This is a genomic window from Maribacter sp. UBA3344 (assembly GCF_002362375.1).
Lineage (GTDB): Bacteria > Bacteroidota > Bacteroidia > Flavobacteriales > Flavobacteriaceae > Maribacter > Maribacter dokdonensis.
Window position 1 is genome coordinate 327,095 of sequence record NZ_DERI01000008.1, and the last position, 22,237, is coordinate 349,331.

23 protein-coding genes are annotated in these 22,237 nt (G+C 35.0%); 9 read left to right on the plus strand and 14 right to left on the minus strand.

The annotated features are described in order from the left end of the window. Nucleotides 1-203: 203 nt before the first annotated feature. From B2Z27_RS04620 to B2Z27_RS04630, 3 genes are all read right to left on the minus strand, one after another. Nucleotides 204-1,481, minus strand: coding sequence for a tetratricopeptide repeat protein (locus tag B2Z27_RS04620; RefSeq protein WP_286812743.1), 1,278 nt, complete (start codon nucleotides 1,479-1,481; stop codon nucleotides 204-206). Nucleotides 1,482-1,613: 132 nt separating this feature from the next. After that, complete coding sequence (locus B2Z27_RS04625) at nucleotides 1,614-2,384, minus strand: DUF4331 family protein (RefSeq protein WP_286812744.1); 771 nt, start codon at nucleotides 2,382-2,384, stop codon at nucleotides 1,614-1,616. A gap of 22 nt (nucleotides 2,385-2,406) precedes the next feature. Continuing rightward, a complete protein-coding gene (locus B2Z27_RS04630; RefSeq protein WP_058103121.1) occupies nucleotides 2,407-3,117 on the minus strand; it encodes a DUF4331 family protein in 711 nt (236 codons plus the stop codon). Between the two features lie 202 nt (nucleotides 3,118-3,319). Between B2Z27_RS04630 and B2Z27_RS04635 the strand changes: the two genes are divergently transcribed. Next, nucleotides 3,320-4,525 carry an LETM1-related biofilm-associated protein gene (locus B2Z27_RS04635; RefSeq protein WP_091603343.1) on the plus strand — a complete coding sequence of 402 codons (1,206 nt, stop codon included), beginning with the start codon at nucleotides 3,320-3,322 and terminating at the stop codon, nucleotides 4,523-4,525. Between the two features lie 24 nt (nucleotides 4,526-4,549). On the opposite strand, the gene B2Z27_RS04640 is transcribed toward B2Z27_RS04635, so the two are convergent. From B2Z27_RS04640 to B2Z27_RS04670, 7 genes are all read right to left on the minus strand, one after another. Next, on the minus strand, nucleotides 4,550-5,314 hold the full coding sequence (locus tag B2Z27_RS04640; RefSeq protein ID WP_058103123.1) for a LytR/AlgR family response regulator transcription factor: 765 nt from the start codon (nucleotides 5,312-5,314) through the stop codon (nucleotides 4,550-4,552). Nucleotides 5,315-5,368: 54 nt separating this feature from the next. Then, on the minus strand, nucleotides 5,369-5,728 hold the full coding sequence (locus B2Z27_RS04645; RefSeq protein ID WP_286812745.1) for a 2TM domain-containing protein: 360 nt from the start codon (nucleotides 5,726-5,728) through the stop codon (nucleotides 5,369-5,371). 1 nt (nucleotide 5,729) lies between these two features. Then, nucleotides 5,730-6,068 carry a 2TM domain-containing protein gene (locus B2Z27_RS04650; protein WP_071342444.1) on the minus strand — a complete coding sequence of 113 codons (339 nt, stop codon included), beginning with the start codon at nucleotides 6,066-6,068 and terminating at the stop codon, nucleotides 5,730-5,732. Beyond that, entirely contained in the window at nucleotides 6,068-6,358 is a 291-nt protein-coding gene (locus B2Z27_RS04655) for a 2TM domain-containing protein (protein WP_286812746.1), read from the minus strand. The genes B2Z27_RS04650 and B2Z27_RS04655 overlap by 1 nt, the downstream gene beginning before the upstream one ends. An 18-nt stretch (nucleotides 6,359-6,376) precedes the next feature. Further along, the gene (locus tag B2Z27_RS04660; protein WP_091603337.1) at nucleotides 6,377-6,661 is read right to left on the minus strand and encodes a 2TM domain-containing protein; all 285 of its coding nucleotides are present in this window, start codon (nucleotides 6,659-6,661) and stop codon (nucleotides 6,377-6,379) included. 143 nt (nucleotides 6,662-6,804) lie between these two features. Next, the gene (locus B2Z27_RS04665) at nucleotides 6,805-7,257 is read right to left on the minus strand and encodes a pyridoxamine 5'-phosphate oxidase family protein (protein WP_286812747.1); all 453 of its coding nucleotides are present in this window, start codon (nucleotides 7,255-7,257) and stop codon (nucleotides 6,805-6,807) included. 21 nt (nucleotides 7,258-7,278) lie between these two features. After that, complete coding sequence (locus B2Z27_RS04670) at nucleotides 7,279-8,601, minus strand: 2TM domain-containing protein (protein WP_099193156.1); 1,323 nt, start codon at nucleotides 8,599-8,601, stop codon at nucleotides 7,279-7,281. A gap of 336 nt (nucleotides 8,602-8,937) precedes the next feature. On the opposite strand from B2Z27_RS04670, the gene B2Z27_RS04675 reads away from it, so the two are divergent. The 4 genes from B2Z27_RS04675 to B2Z27_RS04690 all read left to right on the plus strand — a co-directional run bounded on the left by B2Z27_RS04675 (nucleotide 8,938) and on the right by B2Z27_RS04690 (nucleotide 11,939). Then, nucleotides 8,938-9,462: an ATP-binding protein gene (locus B2Z27_RS04675; RefSeq protein WP_286812748.1), complete on the plus strand. Its 525-nt coding sequence runs from the start codon at nucleotides 8,938-8,940 to the stop codon at nucleotides 9,460-9,462. Next, the gene (locus B2Z27_RS04680) at nucleotides 9,459-10,961 is read left to right on the plus strand and encodes a hypothetical protein (protein WP_215998006.1); all 1,503 of its coding nucleotides are present in this window, start codon (nucleotides 9,459-9,461) and stop codon (nucleotides 10,959-10,961) included. Before B2Z27_RS04675 ends, B2Z27_RS04680 begins: the two co-directional genes overlap by 4 nt. Further along, nucleotides 10,939-11,343, plus strand: a complete 405-nt coding sequence (locus B2Z27_RS04685; RefSeq protein WP_215998005.1) for a hypothetical protein — start codon at nucleotides 10,939-10,941, stop codon at nucleotides 11,341-11,343. Before B2Z27_RS04680 ends, B2Z27_RS04685 begins: the two co-directional genes overlap by 23 nt. A 197-nt stretch (nucleotides 11,344-11,540) precedes the next feature. After that, on the plus strand, nucleotides 11,541-11,939 hold the full coding sequence (locus tag B2Z27_RS04690; protein ID WP_215998004.1) for a DUF3997 domain-containing protein: 399 nt from the start codon (nucleotides 11,541-11,543) through the stop codon (nucleotides 11,937-11,939). Between the two features lie 308 nt (nucleotides 11,940-12,247). Here B2Z27_RS04690 and B2Z27_RS04695 read toward each other — a convergent pair whose 3' ends face one another. Continuing rightward, nucleotides 12,248-13,303 (minus strand): IS110 family transposase, encoded by a 1,056-nt coding sequence (locus B2Z27_RS04695; RefSeq protein ID WP_286812749.1) that lies wholly within the window; start codon nucleotides 13,301-13,303, stop codon nucleotides 12,248-12,250. 254 nt (nucleotides 13,304-13,557) lie between these two features. Between B2Z27_RS04695 and B2Z27_RS04700 the strand changes: the two genes are divergently transcribed. From B2Z27_RS04700 to B2Z27_RS04715, 4 genes are all read left to right on the plus strand, one after another. After that, nucleotides 13,558-14,427 carry a CPBP family intramembrane glutamic endopeptidase gene (locus B2Z27_RS04700; RefSeq protein ID WP_286812750.1) on the plus strand — a complete coding sequence of 290 codons (870 nt, stop codon included), beginning with the start codon at nucleotides 13,558-13,560 and terminating at the stop codon, nucleotides 14,425-14,427. 140 nt (nucleotides 14,428-14,567) lie between these two features. Continuing rightward, complete coding sequence (locus B2Z27_RS04705; protein ID WP_286812751.1) at nucleotides 14,568-15,053, plus strand: GNAT family N-acetyltransferase; 486 nt, start codon at nucleotides 14,568-14,570, stop codon at nucleotides 15,051-15,053. Nucleotides 15,054-15,100: 47 nt separating this feature from the next. Further along, nucleotides 15,101-15,631 carry a sigma-70 family RNA polymerase sigma factor gene (locus B2Z27_RS04710; RefSeq protein ID WP_286812752.1) on the plus strand — a complete coding sequence of 177 codons (531 nt, stop codon included), beginning with the start codon at nucleotides 15,101-15,103 and terminating at the stop codon, nucleotides 15,629-15,631. 62 nt (nucleotides 15,632-15,693) lie between these two features. After that, the gene (locus tag B2Z27_RS04715; protein ID WP_286812753.1) at nucleotides 15,694-16,572 is read left to right on the plus strand and encodes a PhzF family phenazine biosynthesis protein; all 879 of its coding nucleotides are present in this window, start codon (nucleotides 15,694-15,696) and stop codon (nucleotides 16,570-16,572) included. Nucleotides 16,573-16,700: 128 nt separating this feature from the next. On the opposite strand, the gene B2Z27_RS04720 is transcribed toward B2Z27_RS04715, so the two are convergent. From B2Z27_RS04720 to B2Z27_RS04730, 3 genes are read right to left on the minus strand one after another with little or no spacing between them, the layout of a single operon-like run. Next, on the minus strand, nucleotides 16,701-17,837 hold the full coding sequence (locus B2Z27_RS04720) for a Gfo/Idh/MocA family protein (protein WP_286812754.1): 1,137 nt from the start codon (nucleotides 17,835-17,837) through the stop codon (nucleotides 16,701-16,703). A 3-nt stretch (nucleotides 17,838-17,840) separates the two neighbouring features. Beyond that, on the minus strand, nucleotides 17,841-18,713 hold the full coding sequence (locus B2Z27_RS04725; RefSeq protein WP_286812755.1) for a sugar phosphate isomerase/epimerase family protein: 873 nt from the start codon (nucleotides 18,711-18,713) through the stop codon (nucleotides 17,841-17,843). Continuing rightward, nucleotides 18,714-22,205, minus strand: a complete 3,492-nt coding sequence (locus tag B2Z27_RS04730) for a PVC-type heme-binding CxxCH protein (protein ID WP_286812756.1) — start codon at nucleotides 22,203-22,205, stop codon at nucleotides 18,714-18,716. It lies immediately after the preceding gene. Nucleotides 22,206-22,237: the final 32 nt, after the last annotated feature.

A 22,237-nucleotide genomic window follows, 5' to 3' on the forward strand; every position in this document is an offset into this window, starting at 1 on the left:
AGTTCACATTTTAAAGTCGTGGGGCGCACATTAAAATGTATTTGGTCGATAAATATATGTATTTCATCTATGCGCCTGTTAAAAAAAACCAAAAATTCGACGAAATGCATAATAATAACAACGCCACGACTTTACATCGTGGCGTTGAAAAAAAAACAATCCAACCTAAAACAAACATGAAATGAAAATAATTGGGCTATCAATTACAGATCATGGACTTGCTTTTCCATACCAGGACCCAGTTCATAAATGGCTCCTATTAATTCTCCTTTAATTTCCTTAACTCTGTCTTCTTTTCCGTTTGCCTTGTATACCTCGGCAGCTTGGTAAAGCAGTGCAGGTTCAAATGTTTTTCCGTATACGTAGGTATCCATAATCTTCATAGCCTGTTCTTTGTCCCCATTTTTAAGGTGACTATAGCCCAGCCAACTATAAGATTCTGGTGTAGGCCTATTATCTACCTCCCTTTGTGCCAAAATCAAGGCACTGTCATATTGTTTGGTTTCACCAATGTACAAGCCCAGGTTATAGGCATTATACATATCACCATATGCTTTATCCTTTACGCGGGTAAAGTACTCGTCCAAATTCTTTGTACGAATTAAGTCATCACCGGAATAGTCGGCAATTTCCGCTTTTAACAGAAAATAATCTGGTGCATCATAGGTTTTGGTAACGGAGTCCAAAATGCGAATGGCCTCTTTAGAGTTCTTATCATTGGAAAATACGATCCATGCAATACCTTTTTTAGCGTATGCATTGTTGTTATCAATTTCCAACGCTTTTAAATAATGATTGTATGAATCCTCAATTCTACCGGCATGCCCGTAGTAATCGCCCAAATTGGTGTAGCTCCATAACATTAAATCATTATTTTTAGACAATTCGGCCTTCGTTCTAGCCTTTTCCATAAAATTTATGGTCGTATCTAAATCTCCCTTGTAATCGTTCCATTTAGCCACACGGATCATGTATCCAAAATCTGACATGTTCTTTAAACTATCTAAATAGCTTTCTGCCAAATCATAGTTTCCTAGTTCCATATGGACATCAAAGTACAAACTTTGGGTTTCTGTTTTATCACCACCTATTGCCGCTGCAGAATCTGCTAACTGAAGGGCTTCTTTAAAACGATGCTGGGAAATGTAATTTCTGGCCAGCGACCTGTAAAAACCGGGTTTACCTATATTGGCAATATCAACGGCCCTTTTTAAACTTTTTTCAGCCTTCTTTAAAAACGCTATATCACCAGTTTGTTGAAAATACCTGCTGTACTCCCCGCCTACTACACCAAAACTGGTTAGCTGCATACTGTCTGATCTAATTTTAGAGTTCCAAAGATCAAAATATTTTGATGTGGTCTTGACCTCGTTAGCTACTAAATATTTATCGTAATCTTTTTTGTTTGCAATTGCATCATGATTCTTAGTATCACAAGATGATACCAGTAACACTATTATTAAAAGCTTTATTAATTTCATAAGGTTGTTTTTTTGTGGATCGTTTAAAATAGGGAGGGCCTTTCAACCCTCCCTTCCCTTCTCTTTCATAAACAATTTAGGGATGTGCCAATCTTACCTACCGTTAACAATAAGTAAGGTGAAGGCAACTTCTTATTCTGGTGCTCCCAAATATGGGAACGTAGTACCTACAGTGGCTGTTAGCCCAACGCCATCTGAGGTTAATCTTGGTAAATCTGCCATACCATCATCATCGGTATCTTGACCACTAAAACGGTCTCCTTCCATACCACCGAACAATAAAATCAATGACACATCAATAACATCATCTTGTGGAGTTCTACCTGTCAAAGCAACCTCATCACCATCTGGTACCAAAATTCTACCATCATTATCAAAATCGGTACCCGGATTAAAGTATGTAGTAGGTAAGTTAGGAGCAACCTCTAAAACATCGGCAGCCAAGTAACCTGTTAATGTAGGTGCATCTAAACCTAATATGTTGTTTTCATAGTTTACATCTGCAGGATCAGCTCCTAAAATGTTAGCATACACATCATGATATGCCTCTAACCTTGCTTCAAAATCTGCTTGAAAAGTTGCAGCCATTTCTGAAGGAATAGACATGTTATGAGCATCTTTAATATCACCATCTGCACTTAACACCGTATTGATACCTGGTCTACCCATAAAATCTACTTGGGCATAAGTACCTGTAAAGTCTGGCTCCATTGGGTCCATAGCTTCTTCACATGGGGTACATGTACCACCACAATCTACTCCGGTTTCATCACCGTTCATAATACCATCATCACATGTTGGTGTAACCACTACTGGTGTATTGTCATCATCATCGCTACAAGAAGCTAATGCGGCTACTGCCAAAAGAGACAAAAACGTATATTTTATATTTTTAAATTTCATCTTACTATTTTTTAAAAAGTTATTATTGCTTAACATTTGTAGTTACCCAAGTCTTATATACTTCTAGACCCAAAGCATTTTGACCTGTTGTAGTTCCTAAAAGACTATTAGGAATTTCAACAACTATGGCCATTGTATTGGCGCCATCAAAAGTATCGACTGCAGTTTCATCGTCATCATCTGTAGAATCTGGGTCACCAGCTGGTTTAAAACCTAATGGGGCCGTACCACCAATTACTTCATTGAACTGAAAGAAGTCAAAGAAAAAAGCATCTTGTCTAGGACCTGCAAATAAAGAAACTCCACTATCCGTAGTTTCTACAATAGCAGTTTCAGCAGAAATGTCAACTGAACCTAATGGCGCATCTACCATTACTGAACCGTTCAAACCTGTTTCACTTGGTGCAACCGGACCAAAAAAGTACATTTTACCATCTCTTGGTATGGCTTGTATTACCAAATCTTCTACCAAATCATTATCGGTATCAATATTTATTTCCAGTAATACATTTTCATCGAACGTACCATAAGCCAAATCTGGCAGTACATTAGATTGAAGATCTACCGCAAAAACGGTATTGTCTGAACCTTCTGTTGGTTCAAAAGCATAAAAATCGGCAATATCTGCCGTGGTTCCCATAGAGCTAGGCGCATCAATATGATCTGCCGCTACTAAAAGACCTCCTACTAGGGCCAAAGCCCCAAGTCCCATAAATAATTTTGATTTTTTCATTATCTCTTTTTTTAGATTAGAATCACCCTTACTTACGCAGTAAAAAAGAGAAGGTTCATTTTTTCTTAAAAAAAATTTAATTTTATTCCAAATCCTTAAAATTCATATCATCAAAAAAACCATTTATAGTGTAGAAGTACTTATATATAAAAAGGTTTGAATTAATAATTAGCTAACTTTGCAGTGTTAAATTCTTAAGATTATGAACCCGTCTTCCTCTGGTTGGATCGAGAAATATGGTTCGTTGGTGCAAAAACACCAAGATGCATTCCCAACTTTTGAAGCGCTATACACTACCCTAAAGAAAAGCGGTTTTGTATACGGGCTAAATGCCAGCATACCAGATTTTATTGTATTGGAGCATACCCTTTCTGAAGATGAGAAGGCTAAAATCAACCTACTACATGCCCTGTATTTTACCTACCGTATTGAAGGTGGCGAAGACTATTCCATATTTATAGAACAGGTATTCAAATTTTATGAAATTTTAAAAATCAACAACGAGAGTTTTTTTGATAAGTGGTTTACCGGTAATAAAACTTCTGCCAAACTAGAAAAGTTGATGACCTCTAGAATATATATTGAGGATAATATTATCAGTAAAACTTTTAATAGTCTTATTACCAATTCACTACTGTTTATAGATGTACTACTTTTTAAGCATTTTTTAAACGACAACCCCGCTTTAAAGGAAAAGGCGGAAGAAATTGAATATTTGGCCATAAATATTAGCTACCATGCTTTAAGTTCTAAGGAACTGGACAGAAAAGACAATAAGCTTTCGCAATTATTGGCATCATCATTAACCTATATTAACTGTGCCGAAAATAATTTTGATGGTTCTTACAGGGAAAGACTATTGAACAATAAGGATAATTGGGAAAACAGATATTTACTTGATATGGCCTGTTTAACCGTTTGGGAAGACCATTCTTTAGATTATACGGAGTCCGATTTCATTTTTGGCATTGGTAAAGACCTTGGTTTTGACAATACTATTATCTCAACCTCCATTACCGACGTTACCGAATTTTTCAAACTTAATTTTGATACCATTCCTTATCTAAAGGAAAAGAATTTAGCCAAGCAATTTTACGACAGCATGGGTAAAATTGTAAAGAAACTTATTTTACGTAACAGCAAAAGATTACATAAAGAGCTTTCTCAAAGTGCAGAATTGGTAGCCCTTTTATCTAAATCTACCGTAAGAGATCTAAGTGATGAGGAAAAGAGGAAGGTTCAAAATCAACTGTTGGATATTTTTAAGAGCATACCTTCTTTAGCGATTTTCATATTACCGGGCGGGGCAATTCTGCTTCCTATTTTTATTAAGTTAATTCCAAAGCTATTACCATCGGCCTTTGATGAAAACAGAATTGACGAAGAAGAAGACCTATATCGCAAATAGTTCACTTTCAAATAATTGAAAATTCTATTCTAACCAAAGCTTAAAGTCCTTAACTTTTTCCCTGCTCACTATAATCTCATGGTCGTTATTGTTCTTAAGCTTGATCTGTAACCTAGAGTTCGTATAGGATACTATATCCTTTATATGGTCAATATTCACAAAGAACTTTCTACTTACCCTAAAGAATACCTGTGGTTTAAGTTCATCCTCTAACTGCTCTAAAGTAGTATCCAATAAATAATTACGACCATCTTTTGTTGCCGCGTAAGTGCCTTTGTTCTCACTATAAAAACACTCTACATCTTCTGAATTTATAATCTTTAAATGCTGTCCTACCTTAGCCGTAAAACGTTTTTTATACTCGCGCTCTAGCGGATTTACCAATAACTTTTTAATATCCTCAAAATCTAAGGCAATTTTATTAGGCTCACTTTCTACCTTAAAGCGTTTTCTATATTTCTTGACCGCCTGCTCCAAATCTTCATCATCTATTGGTTTTAGCAAGTAGTCAATACTATTCAATTTAAAGGCCTTAAGGGCATACTCATCAAAAGCAGTGGTAAATATAATGGCACTGTGCACTTCAATAACATCAAAAATCTCAAATGAGAGTCCGTCAGATAGTTGAATGTCCAAGAATATTAAATCTGGATGTTCATTTTCTTGAAACCATTGTATAGCCTCATCAACAGAATGTAACATTGTAGAAACCTCAAGATCTAAACTTTCTAACATTCTGCCCAATCTACGCGCTGCAGGCTTTTCATCTTCTATTATAATGGTTCTCATAGGTAATTTGGTTTGGTGGGTATATGTAAGATAATTATAAATTATAATTCTTGGTTAATGGTCATTGCGCCTTAAAATTTCATTGATTCTTTCTTGCTCCCAATTTTTTAAAAATTTGGGTTTGAACACAGACCAATCTTTATACTTTAATACAAAAACATAAAGTGCATGAAAGGCTACAACAACACCCCAAATAATGGGTATACTGTAAATGTTCCACTCTAACCAATACACAAATTTGGTGTCTAGATCCATATCACCTATAAATCTATCGAACACTTGAATTTTAAATAATAGCACTAGAAAATTTAACTTTAAAAATGTACCTAGGTGCTTGTAAAAATTCTTGATTTCAAGAACTCTTTGCTTGGCATAAGCCAGTTTATGGTTGTTTTCAATTGATGTAGTTTCCATATTACCTGTATTTATCCGCTTCTTTTTTATCCTTTTCCATCAATTTCTTGATCTGTCTTTCTTCCCAGTCCCTACTGAACAACATATTTTTGTTGTAAACTTTGGCGGCATGGAATGCCAAACCTATTCCCCAGAAGAATGGCGTGGAAAACGTAGCAAAATGAAAGAACGCTTCTGAAAAAGACTCACCACCGGACATTCTTGCCGAAACCGTAATTATTATAATAAAAATATTGACCAATACGTACACCGTAGCATGTCTATAAAATGCCTTTATATCATTGACCTTTTTACGGGCCCTTGCCAATTTGTCCGCGTATTCAAATTCGTTGAGTTCCATTACTTCCATCTTTTTGCGTTTTCTTCTTCCCGTAGAAATTCTTCCATCTTTCTCTCTTCCCAATCGCGATCCATAAACGGATTCAAGTTAAAGATTTTATTTGCTTTAAAAAACAAGCTTATGCTTAAACCTAATACCACCCAAAGAAACCAGGCATACTCCCATTCGTTCAAATAATAATTAATACTTGCTACTATGATAATTGTTCCTGTGGCAGAGAGTACTTTGTTGTAAAATTTCTTGATTTCCTCTACCCTATTTTTTGCTCTATTATATTTTGCGTTTTCCATGATCTTCAATTTGTTAGGTTACGATTTTTGCATAAACTCTTTGATCTTTCTCTCTTCCCAATCTTTACTAAAAAGTGGGTTGTAGCCATAGGCATAAAGTCCGTTCATAACCAACCCGAAACCCCAACCCAATGCTGGAAAAATTGCCCAAGGGAAACTGGTGGTTGAATAATTGATATAGGCCAAAATTGGAATGACAATACAGTATGCCATTAAATTTCCGTAAAAGCCCTTGATCGCTTGTACTTTCTCTTTAGCCTTTTGGTATTTGTAATTTTGGTCGTTTGTTATATTTGATTCCATCTTTATAGGTTTTAGGTTAATCCTGTTTTAATTTCTATACTTCAAATTTCGGCAGATAACCCAAGTTTTTAAAAAATGAAATACCCAGTTGTAATTTTTGATGACTGAATTGTAGTTTAAGAAGATTTAAGATTGAACAAGGACTATAAACCGTATGTTTTCCTGGCACTTTCTACTTGCTCTTGCTCTGTAGTTTCAGGATATAGCACATATTTTGGGGCTATAATAGGCTTGGCGCTATGAACATTAATTTTGGTTATGGTTGCAAACGGAAAGTTTCCTTTGGTAAGTTCTAAAAGCACTTCTTCCATTTTAGCAAAGACTGGGTGGTCTCTCTGAATAATTTCAGCAGTTCCTTTAAGCTGAAAACCTTTCTGCTTTAAAATATCTATAAAACTGATACAAACATTCTTGTTCTGCCTAATATTCTTTACCGTTTGTGGAGATGCTATATTGGCAACGATGATAACATCATCTTCAAAAAAACTAAAAATCTCTTTTGGGGATACATTGGGTACCAGATCAATAGATGCTGTTGCCAACCAACATAAAACACTTTCATTCATAGAATCTTTTATGTGATCTGTAATCTTCATGATATGTTACTTTTGGCCGTATTAGAACCTATCATCTTCCATATACTGTTTAATTTTCCTTTCTTCCCAATCTTTACCCAGTATGGGGTTAATGCCATACGCTTTAAGCCCATGTACCAGTAAACCAATACCCCAACCTATGGCAGGAAAAATAAACCAGGTAAAACTGGTGGTCCTATAATTTATAAAGGCCAAGATCGGAATTACAATACAATACGAAGTAAGATTACCATAGAAGCCTTTAATCTCTTCTACCTGACGTTTAGCCTTCTCATATCGTTTTGCGCTTATATGCTCATCTTGCGTCTCTTTAAAAGATATGGTATTGGTCAACATAGGTAAACGTACCTTAAACTCGGTGCCCGACTTAAAGATCTGCATTTCTTTTTTGGTAAGAATAGCATACCGTTGGCGAATGTTCTGCAAGCCCACACCACTACTCTTTTTTACCACTTGCTTTTCTTGCAGGTTATTGGTAACGTATAAGTAACCATCTTCCTCATAAATCTTAATATGCAATGGTTTGGCCGAAGTAACCACATTATGCTTTACCGCATTTTCTAACAACAGCTGAAGTGACAGCGGTACAATCTTGGCCTCTGGGTTTGTTGCCTCATCTGGAATTTCAAAAACGATACTATCTTCAAAACGCATTTTCAATAGACGTACATAGGTTCTTGCGAACTTAAGCTCTTCATCTACAGAAATTAAATTTTTGCTCTTTTGCTCCAGCACATAGCGGTACACTTTTGATAACGAAGTAGTAAACTTTTGGGCCTGCATAGGGTCTTCCTCTATGAGACTGGTAAGTACGTTAAGACTATTAAAGAGGAAGTGTGGATCAAGTTGATTCTTTAAAGCATCGAATTTTGCCGATGCCGAGCCTGCAATAATTTTCTGCTCTTTTACCTTGGTATCCTGTAGCGCTTTGTAGAAGTAAAAAGCATGTAAGAATAAGGAAACTACTAATGTTACCACTAAGGCATAAAAATAATACTCTACTCTTTCTCCTGCTATATACTCCTTAAAGCTATGCCCAAAAATATATACTTCGGTAAATGCACGTACCAGACCAAATGCCAAGACCGTTAGTATAATAGAGCCCGAGGCACCGTACCATAAGCGTTTTTTTGTATCATTCTCCCAACTATATTTTTTTGAAATATAGTCGCTGAAATACATATTAACCATAGAAAGTGCAAAAGAGTAGAGAAAGGCTATTCCCGTAAATTCCAATTCACGATATAAGGTTATGCTTTCCCAATCAGTTAAAAGCAACCGAACTAGTTCCATAACCAGCGCTATGATAATTGCCGTTCTTACCACCTTTAAAAAACTACCCATGCACCTTTTCTTTTATTGCTTTCTAATTTTTAAAATTAGGGATTTCATTTTAGAAGTATACCTCTTTCTAATAATACCCCTGTCAAAAGCAAACATGAAGCCTTTTCTACCCAATTAAAAGAAATAAGGATCCAATTGTAGATTTTTGATACTGAACTGTTATGAAAACCAGTTATACATTTTATATTGAACTATAGTACAGGTTTATAACTGAATTTTTTGATAGATTTTTCTTTCCTTAATTGTCAAAATCTCCTAGATTTAAGCATTGATATATATGATATATGTGCAATTGTGCACATATACAATTGTTGTGCAACATACTGAACCAACGCTATGAGAGATAGAAATATAATATTTATCGGAGGAATACACGCAGTTGGAAAAGGTACTGTTTGCGAAAAAATAACTCAAAAATTCAATTTTGAACATTTATCTGCAAGTCAAGTCCTCAAATGGAATGAGATAAGCGATTTAAAAAATAAAAAAGTTCAAGATTTCGGTACAACACAAAATAGGTTATTAACCAATTTAGATAAAATAATACAGCCAAATAAAAAGTATTTGCTTGACGGACATTTCACATTACTAAACTCAAAAGGAGAACCTGAAAAAATCGACGAATCTACATTTATTGGAATCCAACCAAAATCAATAATATTACTAACCTGCGAGCCTAAAATAATCTTTGAAAGATTAAAAAAAAGAGATAACTCAACTTACAAATTAGAAGTTCTTGAAGAAATGCAAGCGATGGAAGTTGAACACGCCAAATACATTTCGCAAAAATTAGATATACCTTTATTAACAGTTATCGATGGAAACACAACTTCAATTTTTGAATATTTAGAAAAATTATGAGAATACTTATTGATACTAACATAATAATTCATCGTGAGGCAAATCGTGTTTTTAACGAAGATATAGGGTTACTTTTCAACTGGCTTGATAAACTAAAATTTGATAAATGCGTTCATCCACTTTCAATTGAAGAAATTTCAGGGTATCGAGATGAGGAAGTGGTTAAAACGATGAAAATTAAGATTGCCAACTACAATCTATTGAAAACTGAATCAGCCGATGACCAATTAATAACGCAAATTAGACAATCTGATAAATCACGCAACGACTTTATAGATACGAGTATATTAAATGAGGTATACAATAATCGCGTTGACTATCTAATAACTGAAGATAGAGGAATTCATAGAAAGGCTAACTTTTTAGGTTGTGCTGAAAAAGTTTTCAAAATCGATGCATTTTTAGAAAAATGTATCGCTGAAAATCCCGAATTAAAAAATTATCAAGTATTAGCAGTAAAGAAAGAGTACTTTGGAAATCTTAACATAGACGATACATTTTTCGACTCTTTCAAACAAGACTATGCCGAATTTGGAAACTGGTTCAATAAAAAAGCCGATAATATTTCTTATGTGTGTATTACGGACGGAGATGTAAAAGCCTTCCTATATCTAAAACAAGAAAACATCGATGAAATATATAATGATATAGCACCTGCATTTCCTCAAAAGAAAAGACTCAAAATAGGAACTTTTAAGGTTACTTCAACTGGCTACAAATTAGGAGAAAGATTTCTAAAAGTAATATTTGACAATGCCTTACAATATGACGTTGAAGAAATTTATGTAACTATTTTTAACAAAAGAGATGAGCAATTAAGACTAATTTATTTACTTGAAGATTGGGGTTTTAAACATTGGGGAACTAAAACTACAAACAATGGCATTGAACAAGTCTATGTTAGACAATGCAAACCAACACCTAACCTTCAGCAACCAAAATTATCCTTTCCAGCTGTATCAAAAAACACAACCAAATGGATTGTACCAATTTACCCAGAATATCATACAGAATTATTTCCTGATTCTATCTTAAATAATGAATCACCACAAAATTTTACCGAAAATGAACCTTATAGAAATGCTATTAAAAAGGTCTATATCTCACGTTCTTATAACAGAGGTTTGAATGGTGGAGATTTAGTTCTTTTTTATAGAACAGGCGGACATTACGCTGGAGTAGTATCAACGATTGGTGTGGTTGAAAATATAGTTACTAATATTCGGGACGAAAGCCATTTTATTGAACTTTGCCGAAAACGTAGTGTATTTGATGATAAAGAATTAAAAAAATATTGGAATTGGAATAAAAATAATAGACCATTTATTGTAAATTTTTTATACATTGACTCGTTTCCAATGCCAAAAGTTAACCTAAAGAAATTGAGGGATTTAAATATCATACAAAACGCACCACGAGGATTTGAACCAATAAGTGATGATAAATTTGAACAAATACTAAAAGAAGCAAGAGCTAATGAAAGTTATATTATCGATTAAACCAGAATTTGCAAATAAGATTTTTAATGGCACCAAGAAATTTGAATTTCGTCGGACATTATTTAAAAACAAAGAGGTTAAAAAAGTTGTTGTTTATGCATCTGCACCAATTAGCAAAGTAATAGGCGAATTTGAGATTGATAGAATCTTTCACGAAGAATTAGACCAATTATGGAATCAAACTTCGAAGTTTTCGGGAATTTCGGAAGATTATTATATGAAATATTTTAATGGAAAAGAAAGTGGTTATGCGATAGAAGTTAAAAATCCAAAAAAGTATAAAATCGGACTTTGTATCAAGCAAAATTTCGGATTAAATCCGCCACAGTCATTTGCTTATCTGCGAGAAAGTACGTTGCACAACAACGTATATAGCTCATAGCTAATTAGTTGCTTGAACGAAGTTAAGGCATATTTGCGAAGTCGCCAAATTTTTAAATTTGACGATTTCCAATAAAAAAGATAAATAGTAAAATTTAAAAATCTGGCTTGTACTTAATCCGAAAATAATCGCTAATTTATACGCTACGAGCCATATACACGACCGTTGTATGCAATTTAAAATCAACAAATAAACTGATGAGAAAAATTGGAATCCTTTTCGTAATTCTCCTTCAATCGTGTTTATTTGGTGTGGGATTAGTGGAACAAGAAATAACGGACAAATACTGGCTAACAGCTAATAATACGTTGGACGAAATGAGTATTTGGTACTTTCCTGGAGAACACCAGTCTGAATTAATTGTGGAACAGACTGTTTTTGAAGTTGGACATAATGATGATTACATAATTGCAAAAAGCCATCCCAATGATTCTGTGAATGGACTGAACAAAAATGTTACGTATTATCATTTAATTGAAGTGGCTAGAGCAAGTAAAAGCATTCCATTAACATTAGAGCAATTTGAATCTAAAAAAAAGGAATTGCAGGTTTCTGAAAAGTTAGAGTTCACTACGGTTTTTGAGGTACTGAAATAAAAACTGCATACAACAAAACCTCCTATGAAAAGCCTTAGTCCAGTTTCTTAAAGTTAATTAATATTTTCTTTTTTGCCTTAAACCACCTTTTTTTCCTTTTTATATAACTTGCTCGCACTCCTATGTGTGATCGGTTCGAAACTTGAAACGTCACCGGCATCTGTATGATTATAAATTATAATAAAACCGGTCACTTGCTAAAAATGTGATCCTTAATAGTACAGGTCACGGGTTTTGTTTTGTGGTACGGTTCTTACTACTATATCAGAGCTTTGTTATGATTTTTATTTTATTAGTTTTTCTACTTATCATTCAATAACCCCAATGGTATATGGAACTTCTGTTTTAATTACCGCCAAGGTTCTACTTAGCAGCTTTCTAGCTACTTTGACAATGATACTTTTTACGTTCTTGCCTTGATGTTTACGATAGTAGGCCTGCATTACGGGGTCTGCACGTATCGCTTGCCAAGATGCCTCTACAAAATAACTTCTCAATAAGCGGTTTGCACGTGGGGTCATTCCCATTGTCCTTTGACTGTTTCCGCTTTGATACATACTTGGTGCCAGACCTACGTAACCTGCCAAATGTTTAATGTTGTTGAAACGTCTTAAATCCCCTAGTTCACATAATATGCCACAGGCTACGATACCTCCGATACCAGGTATACTTCTCAGTAATAGATAATCCTTCTTATAATTCACTTTACAGTACCTTCTTAACTGTGTGGACACATCGCGAAGCTCTTGGTCCACAAAACGGAAAAAACGCATTCTACTATCCAATGTGGCCTTCGCCGTTGGGTACTCGAACATTATATCATCTAACCAATTTCTGTACTTATGGCTCCAATGGTCATTGTCGAACTCTTCAGGTTCCCTGATTCCAAAATACAACAATTGCATCTTTATATAGCTCTTGACCCTTCTGAAATCCTTTACAAGGTCATTCCTGCGTCTGAACAGACTACGAAGCTCTTCACGTTTCCTGTCCGGCACTATGATACTCCGCAATCGGTTATCCCTCAATTCTCTCGCTATCAACTGCGCATCTATCTTATCGGTCTTGGTATGTTTCTCTTTGCCCTTTCTATGAATGTCTGCTGGATTGACTACCAGACTTCGCCAACCGTAACTCTCAAAACAACGATGAGCGTGGTAACCGCAACAACCAGCTTCATAAGCTACGGTAACTTCATACTCCTTGAAATGTTTTGAAACATAACTATGTAATTGCTTTGGGTCTGGCGACATACTGAAAGACTTACCAGCGAACAGATCCGTTGAACAGTGAACCTTCCAGCTTCGTTTGTGAATATCGATACCAATGTATAACTTCGGGCAAGCAGTTTGTTGAGTGTTCATATCTTATTGTTTTAGAGAACTTTAAAGATACTCGACTTGCTGCTTTTTCATCGATGCTATAAACAATACGGGCTTCGGGCTTAATCGAAAGGTTTGTGTATTTTTATGAAGTCGCGAAATCTTTGGGATTTCGCTTTGGACAAGAAAAAAATAAAACAAAACCAAAAGGTTTCGCTACGTGCATGTCGGAAAGCAAACGCTAGTTTGCTCCCGTACTGTTCATAACTTAAAAATCAGCAGAAATTCAATATTAAATGATAAAAGAAACACTTCTTGATTTATATCATTTTATAAAAAATCCTACAGACACTAGATTTGAGTTAAGTTTCAAAGAAAAAACATCCTTTATTTTCATTCTTCTAATCTTTGAACTAATAATAACTTTTGTATTAATTGCTCCAATTGAATGGGGTATGAATCTACTTATAGATGTTCGTACGGATAGAATAAATTATCATGAAACAATTTGGGTAATGGTTTTTGGTTACATTATGCTGATGCCGCTTATTGAAGAATTGATATTTCGATATTTTTTAAGATATAAAGGTTTCAAAACTAGATTTATTAGTATTAAAAAATGGAAAAGTATATTTCATATTTTAGTCTATTTATCAGCTTTAATGTTTGGTTTAGTCCACCTTACCAATTACACGAATAATGAAAATGTATTTTATATTCTAGCACCTTTCACTATAATAAGTCAAATACTAGGTGGTTTAATCATATCTTTTATACGCGTTAGGCTCTCATTCATTTATGGAGTTTTCTATCATAGCCTGTGGAATTTCATAGTATTACTTGCTCTGCCAGGCTTGATATTGGTAATTCAAAATCCAATTAAGCTTAATAGTAACAAGTACTCATTAAGTGTCCATGAAAAACTTTTTTTTGATGAAAAATTCAATCAAGAAATTAAAATAGATAGCGCAAACGGTAAAATCTTTGAGATGAATATAAAGCAATACTCACTTCAACACATTCTTGACACTTTATACAAACCCAAAACATTTTACGTGGATGATGTTTTAATAGACGCAAAATTTAAATCTAAGTATGGTGTTGATAAAAGCAAAATTGTAGACATATTTGGGGAAAACTATGACATTAAATATAACTACTACTAAAACAACCTACAAACAATATGGGCTTAGGGTCTAACATTCAGAACTATGTATATTTATACGGTAGTTAAATTGAAAATTGCGGGTAAACGAAATATTCAAATTTAGCTTTGCATCAATCAAAATAAAATGAATACAGTAAAATGATAATTAGAGAAGTACATAAAAATGATTTTACCATTTCAACGGACAAGAACAAGTTAGATGTGGAAAGCATTCATAAATTTCTTGCCAACGAAACCGATTGGGCAAACGGAATTCCTATCCATACTTTAAAAACATCCATTGAAAATTCTCTAAATTTTGGGGTGTATTACAAAAACAAACAAATTGGCTTTGCCAGAATAATTAGTGACTTCTCTACCATTGCCTATTTAGGAGATGTTTATATCTTAAAGGAATATAGAGGAAAAGGATTGAGTAAATGGCTCATGGACGAAATAACGGAACACCCTAACCTCCAAGGATTAAGACGCTGGATTTTATTAACCGACACCGCTGAATGGCTTTATAAAAAATATGGCTTTACAGCATTGCCTAATCCTCAATTATATATGGAAAAACATAACCCCAATGTGTATAAGGGTGATCAAACCAAAGCAAACAATGCCGAAAATTCATATTCATAAACGCATCAATTCCAATATATGACCTAAACCCTTTAAAACTTACCATTGTGAAAACCGAACTTAACACCATTTGGATAGATTTAAATGAAGAACTGTATGCCTTCATTTTAGGGAGAATTAAGGATGAACACATTGCTAAAGATATTCATCAAGAAGTATTTTTAAAGGTTCAAACTAAAATACATCAGCTTAAACACACCTCTAAGCTTACCTCTTGGGTATATCAAATTACACGGAACAGTATTATTGACCACTATAGAAAATCTTCCAATAAAACTATTTCAATAAACGACATGGATTTCCCCGAAGTGGATAGTGACAATTTTGAATACGCCAACCTAACAAATTGTATCAATCAAAAAATTGAAGACCTATCCTCTCATCATAAAGAAGCCATTATATTGACTTCTTTTCAAAATTATTCGCAAAAAGAACTTGCCCAGCATTTAAACATCTCCTATTCCGGTACAAAATCCAGGGTCCAAAAAGCCAAGGAAATTTTAAAGGAGAATATCCTAGATTGCCCAAATGTAGCGTCTGATAATACGGGCAAATTAATAGATTTTGAAAAAAAGTAATAATTACTACGTCTTTTTCCAGTGCACAGCGTCCATCTTGTATAACACATAAATTATTACAAATGGAAAAGTTAAAACAAAAGATAACCGTACAAATTTTAAATGCTTTTGCCGAACATGGTAAAGGTGGTAACCCTGCAGGAGTTGTGCTAAACGCAGATGCCCTAACTGACAAAAACAAACTTGAAATTGCCAAAAAGGTTGGTTTATCTGAAACGGCATTTGTATCAAAATCTACAACCGACGATTTTAAATTAGATTTTTTTACGCCCAACAAGCAAATTGCGCATTGTGGTCACGCCACTGTTGCCACATTCTCTTATTTAAAGCAAATGGGCATTTTAACCAAAAATAGCTCTTCAAAAGAAACGATCGATGGCAGTCGAAAAATAGAAATCATAGGGGATTTAGCGTTTATGGAGCAATTGCCTCCAAAATATACTGAAATAAACGACAAACATGCCGTTTTACAGTCGCTAGGGTTAGGTACAGCGGACGTTTTACCAAATGTCCCTATGCTATCCGCACATACGGGAAACTCATTTTTACTTATTCCCGTTAAAAACAGCGAAATATTAAAGAATATAGCACCCGATTTTGACATGATCAATAAAATCAGCGACGAGTTGAATCTCATTGGTTACTATGCGTTTACCACAGATACTTCATATGATGCTACCGCAAGAATGTTCGGTCCGCGTTATGGTATATTGGAAGAAGCCGGTACAGGTATGGCCGCCGGTCCGCTGGGGAGCTATTTATTTGATATTTTAAAGCAAAAGAAAAGTACTTTTCATATTCAACAAGGTAAATATATGGCACCGCCTTCGCCCAGTTTAATTACCGTTAAATTACAAATTGAAAAGGAAGAAATAAGCGGTTTAATGGCAGGCGGCATAGGCATTTTGAACAAACAATTAGTTGTTGAGATCGATGTTTGAAAATGAGCTTATCATTCATTTAATTATTTAATAAAAATAATCTGGAACCATTAATATAATATTACACAGTCTTAATGCCCTAAAATGGTCATTAAGACTGTATTTATAATTTAAAGCCCTACTGTATTTTAATCTGTAAAAGTAAAATCTGGCAGTTTTATGATCTCTCCTCCTTTTAAAGCGGATTCGTGTGATAAAATACCCACACATGTAATATTAGCAGACTGTTTTGCATTCGGATAAGGAGTAGTATCATTGAGCAAACCGTTTACAAAAGCATGTACTAAATGAGGGTGAGAACCACCATGACCAGCGCCTTGGGTAAAGGATAAATGTTGATTATCATCCTCATCATATACGCCGTGTGTGGTAAATGACTGAATTTCTTTGGGCAAAAACTTTGCAAAATCCGGACAGACAACCTCTTCAGGTATTTCCTGTTCTGGTTTCTTGGCCGTATGCATTACAAGGGGTTTACCCTCGATTAACGGCCATTCTACAGATTTCTTGGAACCGTATACTTCAAAACTTTCCCTATACTGCCGTGCAACATCAAACAAAGAGCGATATACCTGAGCACTTAAATCGGAATTTCTAAATTTAATATGGGTAGTTTCTACAGCGAATGGTGAATTGTATTCTTTAATTAGTTCATCGCGAATTGTACCAGACCCAAAGCAAGAGACATATTCTGCCTCATTCTGAGTTAATCCTAAAACCGGTCCTACACAATGTGTAGCATAGTGCATTGGCGGTAAGCCCGGCCAGTAATTGGGCCAACCATCCATATCTTGTTGATGACTTGCTTTTAAAAATTGAATTTTTCCCAGATTACCATTTTCATATAACTCTTTCATGAATAAAAACTCCCTAGCATATACCACGGTTTCCATCATCATATAAGTTAATCCGGTTTCCTGTGTCAAGGCCACAATTTGCCTACATTCATCAACAGTTGTTGCCATAGGTACCGTACAGGCTACATGTTTACCTGCCCTTAATGCTTGTATAGATTGCTGACCATGAAGAGGTATTGGTGTATTTATATGCACTGCGTCTATATCTGGATCATTCAAAAGCTCCTCGTAAGAAGTATATCTTTTTTCTATATTAAATACATCCGCTATTTGTTGGAGTTTTTTATCGTTTCGTTGACATAATGCTACCAACTCAGCATTAGGATGTTTTTTATAAATTGGAATAAATTCTGCTCCAAAGCCAAGTCCTATTATAGCGATCTTAATTTTTTTATCACTTAAATTCATATGTTAATCCTTAAATGTTCTTCTTAAAAATTCTAGTCCATTTTGTGCAAATTCATCTTGACTCTTTGCTTTGGTCTTCCATATACAAACGGCACCAGCCAATTCCTTTATCTCCGGAGTAAAACTTTCAATAACCATAGTTCCGTTATAATTAATGTCCTTTAGACCTAGGTAAATATCGTTCCAAGGGGTGAGCCCGGTACCAGGAGTACCTCTATGATTTTCAGAGACTTGAATATGTATAAGTTTATCACCTACTACATTTATAGCTTTACGTAGATTGTTTTCTTCTATCGTCATATGAAAACTATCTAAAGATACCATAGCGGCTTTATGATCCACATCTGCAATTAATTGCATTACATCCTCTGCCGTATTGACCATATCTGACTCAAACCTGTTCAATGGCTCTATTCCTATTTTTAGATCATATGCATAAGCTAAACGACAAGCATGTTTTACATTGGCTACCGCTAAATCCCATTCTGCCTTTCTTTGATCTGTAGATAACATACGCGCCTTTCCTACAGCCGAATATAAAGGGCCAACAAAAGATGTTGCGCCAAGTACACTGCAGATTTCAAAACATTGCTCTAAATATTCAAAGCAATGCAAATGCACTTTCTCATCCTTACTGGTCAGGTCTTTAGTTGGTCCAAATGCCCCGCAAATAGAAGCTTTTAAACCATGATCATCTAGCGCTTTTTTTACTTCAGCCGCATTGATCAATAACGGATCCTCTATGGGAATTTCAACGACATCAAAACCCATTTTTTTAATTTTTGCAAACAGCCCAATATTTTCAGTGGAAAATGGTGATTGCCACAGCCAAGTACTGACTCCGAAAACCAACTTATTCTTATTCAAATCTCTCATCTATTTAACGATCATTACCCCTTGCATAATTCTCCAATGTCCGGGAAAAGTGCAGATAAATGGGTATTCACCTGGTTTACTTGGGGCCGTAAACTTTAGGGAATACGTTTCATCTGGATTCAATATTGGTGTTGCAAATAGCACATCGCCCATTTGCGGTACATAATTAAGTGTCGCAGCATTAGGATCCGCAGCCATTTTATCTGCCGCTTTTCCTACAATATCTTTTTTACCGGGTTTAGTTATGACCAAATTATGCTGCATATAATCAGGATTTTGCAATACCAATTCTACTTGTTCACTAGCATTTACCTCAAACCTGGTAACATTGAACTTCATTTCATTTTTTAAAACCTTGACTTCAATCACCTTAGCGTCATTTTGATCAATGTTTTCTTGAGCTTCAATTTTGTTAGATTGATTATCGTAGTACTTATATAAGAGGTTGACCATATCAAAAACGTTAGTTACTTTTTCCTCTTGATCCAAAAAGCTTTTTTGGACTTTATATTTATAGGCTCCATTGATCCTAACCAAGGATTCACCTGCTTCTATATACATCTGCCAAAAATTACCATAAATACCACCTTCGCCTCCAGTATCTTCAACTTTAATGGCAATCGTATTTTTACCTGGTTTTAATACCCCATCTGGAATTTTATAATGTCTATTGGAACTATAACTTGATGCCATACTACCTACTTCAATTCCGTTGATATAGGTAATATCTGAATCATCAATGGGACCTAACGATATTGCAGCACCCTTAACCATGTTGGCCGGTATATTTACTTCTCTTCTAAACCAAATAACACCATCAATATCCAGTCCGGCATTTTCAATATACTGGGGCAACTCCATAGTTTCCCAATCGCTGTCATCGTAATTGACCAAACTCATATCAACTCTTTTTTCAAAAGAAATTTCATGTGTAGGATTGGCTTTATGAAACGCATTTAAAAACCCGCTTAAATGAATGGCCGCATTGGCATAAAGTGCCTTATATAACCAAGGATCACTCATCACCTTTTGGTCTTGTGAAAGGTTATACATTAGTTGCCCCATTTTCGTGGAAGAGGGTCTTTCTGTAAAATAAAGTAATGTTGCCAATTGAACACGAGGGTCTGTATCATAAAGTGTATTGGCTTTTAATATAGCTGCATCGCTCTGTGTATTTCTAGGTAACATTTGCAATGCAGCTTTTCTAACTGCCCATGCTTTATGATATAATGCACTACGTACAACTTTAAGTGCTTCATTATTATTTTCAATGGCATTTAATCCATTAATAGTCCAAAGGGCATGTATTGCAGCATTATTTAATCCGTTTTGATCAACATGTTGGTCATTCACTAATTCATAAAGACCACTTAACAAGTCAACATACTCATTTTCAACTATAAGGCGTTGGGCGGTTAACCTCCAAAATTTATTGTCATCACTTAATGCTTTCAATAAAACATCTGGTTGTTTTTTTGACAATTTTTTTGGCTCATAGGTATCATTATCTTTTGGTACCACACGCCAAATTCTACCATGACCTTTATCCCTTAAAGGATTTACATAGGCATTACCGTCTCCATTTTCTGCGTTATATCCGCCACGATCTTCATTAGGTGTAGGGTTGTGCTGTACTATAAAATTATACCAATCTGCAATCCAAACAGCTCCGTCCGGTCCAACCTTGGCATCTACCGGTGAACTCCATTCATCCGCAGATGCAAATAAATTACCATAATCTTCTTCAGCATAACCAGAACCATTATTGACTATTTTAGCTTGGTGCACTAGCCCACCCGTTGGCTCACATACAAAGGCTATTTTGTTCCAATACGGCTCCGGATATGCACGTGCAGTATAGAAATAGTGACCCGCCGCTGCAGTAAACCCTCCAAAAACATCAACTTGTCTTACATTTGAAGTAATGGGCTGCATATAATAATGACCGTCTATTTTAGCACTTCCGTCAGCCCCAATTCCTTTTACATCCTTTAGGTTTTTATTCGGAATAGCTACAAATGCACTATGCGTGTTGTTCGCTGTAGATACGAATATCTCGTTATCTTCCGTTATGCCCAACCCCCAAGTGTTATTACTGGTATTAGTAATAACTTCAAAAGTTTTCTTCTTGGGGTTAAAACGATAGACATTCTGATTGAATTTTAAATCTTGTCCAAAAGCATTTCCCTCAAACCCTGAATACCCTACTACACCGTACAGATTATTGTCAATACCATATTGCAGATTTGATGGTCCTGCATGTGTATCAAAAGTTCCCCATCCATCTATTAGTATTTCTTTTACATCTGCTTTATCATCACCGTCAGTATCTTTTAAGAAAATAAAATAAGGTGCCTGTGAAACTATAATACCGCCACCATAAAAAGTAAAACTTGTAGGTATATTCAATTCTTCTGCGAAGATGGTTACCTTATCTGCTTTTCCGTCACCATCGGTATCTTCCAAAATTTTTACCTTATCATCACCTTTACTATTATCATTACGAACCGTATTTGGATAATCTACCGTTTCAATAACCCATAACCTACCCTGTTCATCCCAATCCATAGCAATTGGGTTTATAATATCTGGTTCAGATGCAAACAGTTGTACTTCAAAACCCGCAGGTACCTGAATTAATTTTTTTGAAGCTTCTGCAGATAACGGTAGTTGATATTTTGGCGCAGGATCTCTTTTTTCATAGTTTGGTATGTTTGCTCGTTCTTCATAGGATAATATTGGCATATTGGCCATAAATGCTGTCCAATTCTTTTTAACCTTTTTATTTACAGCCCAAAGAATTCCAGATTTAATTAAGCTTTGAAATCCTTTATTGTTCCATGTACGATCGTCATGACCAAAAGCTGTATAAAATACTTTGCCTTCTCCTACTTCTTTTACCCATGTGTAAGGTTCACGGTGATCACCTTCTACACGCTCCATTAAAACGGTAATATCATCAGCTATTTTATCATGAACATAAGTTTCGTCCCAAGTTCTAAATGGAGCCAAATTTTTAGTCACAGGATGATCTTTGTTAACAATATCTGCCATAAATGTTCCTGTTTGGTGACTTTTAAATTGCGCACCGACTAGTTTTATGTATTCATTGGAGTTCTTAAAACAAAAACTAGCCGAATGTATAGGAATGAATGCATTACCATTTTCTACAAAACTTAATAATGCTTTTTCCTCATTATGAGAAATCTCTTCTTGATTTCCATACATAATAAGTCCGTCATACAATCTTAAATTTTCTTCATTAAGGTCAGATTGTTTTTCGGTATATGTAATATTTATACCATCCTTAGTTAATGCAGATGCCAAAATGGGAAAATAGGCTCTTGAATTATGATGCTCCAATTCATGACCTAAAAAAAGTAATTCTATTCTTCTCGGCTTATCATCTAACCGTTCTTTACCCATTGGCGAACAAGCCGATAGAAAGATTATCAGTGATAAAAATAAAAATGGGTAAGAATAGGTTTTCATAGGTAGTCTATTTTTCTTAGGTCAATAATAAC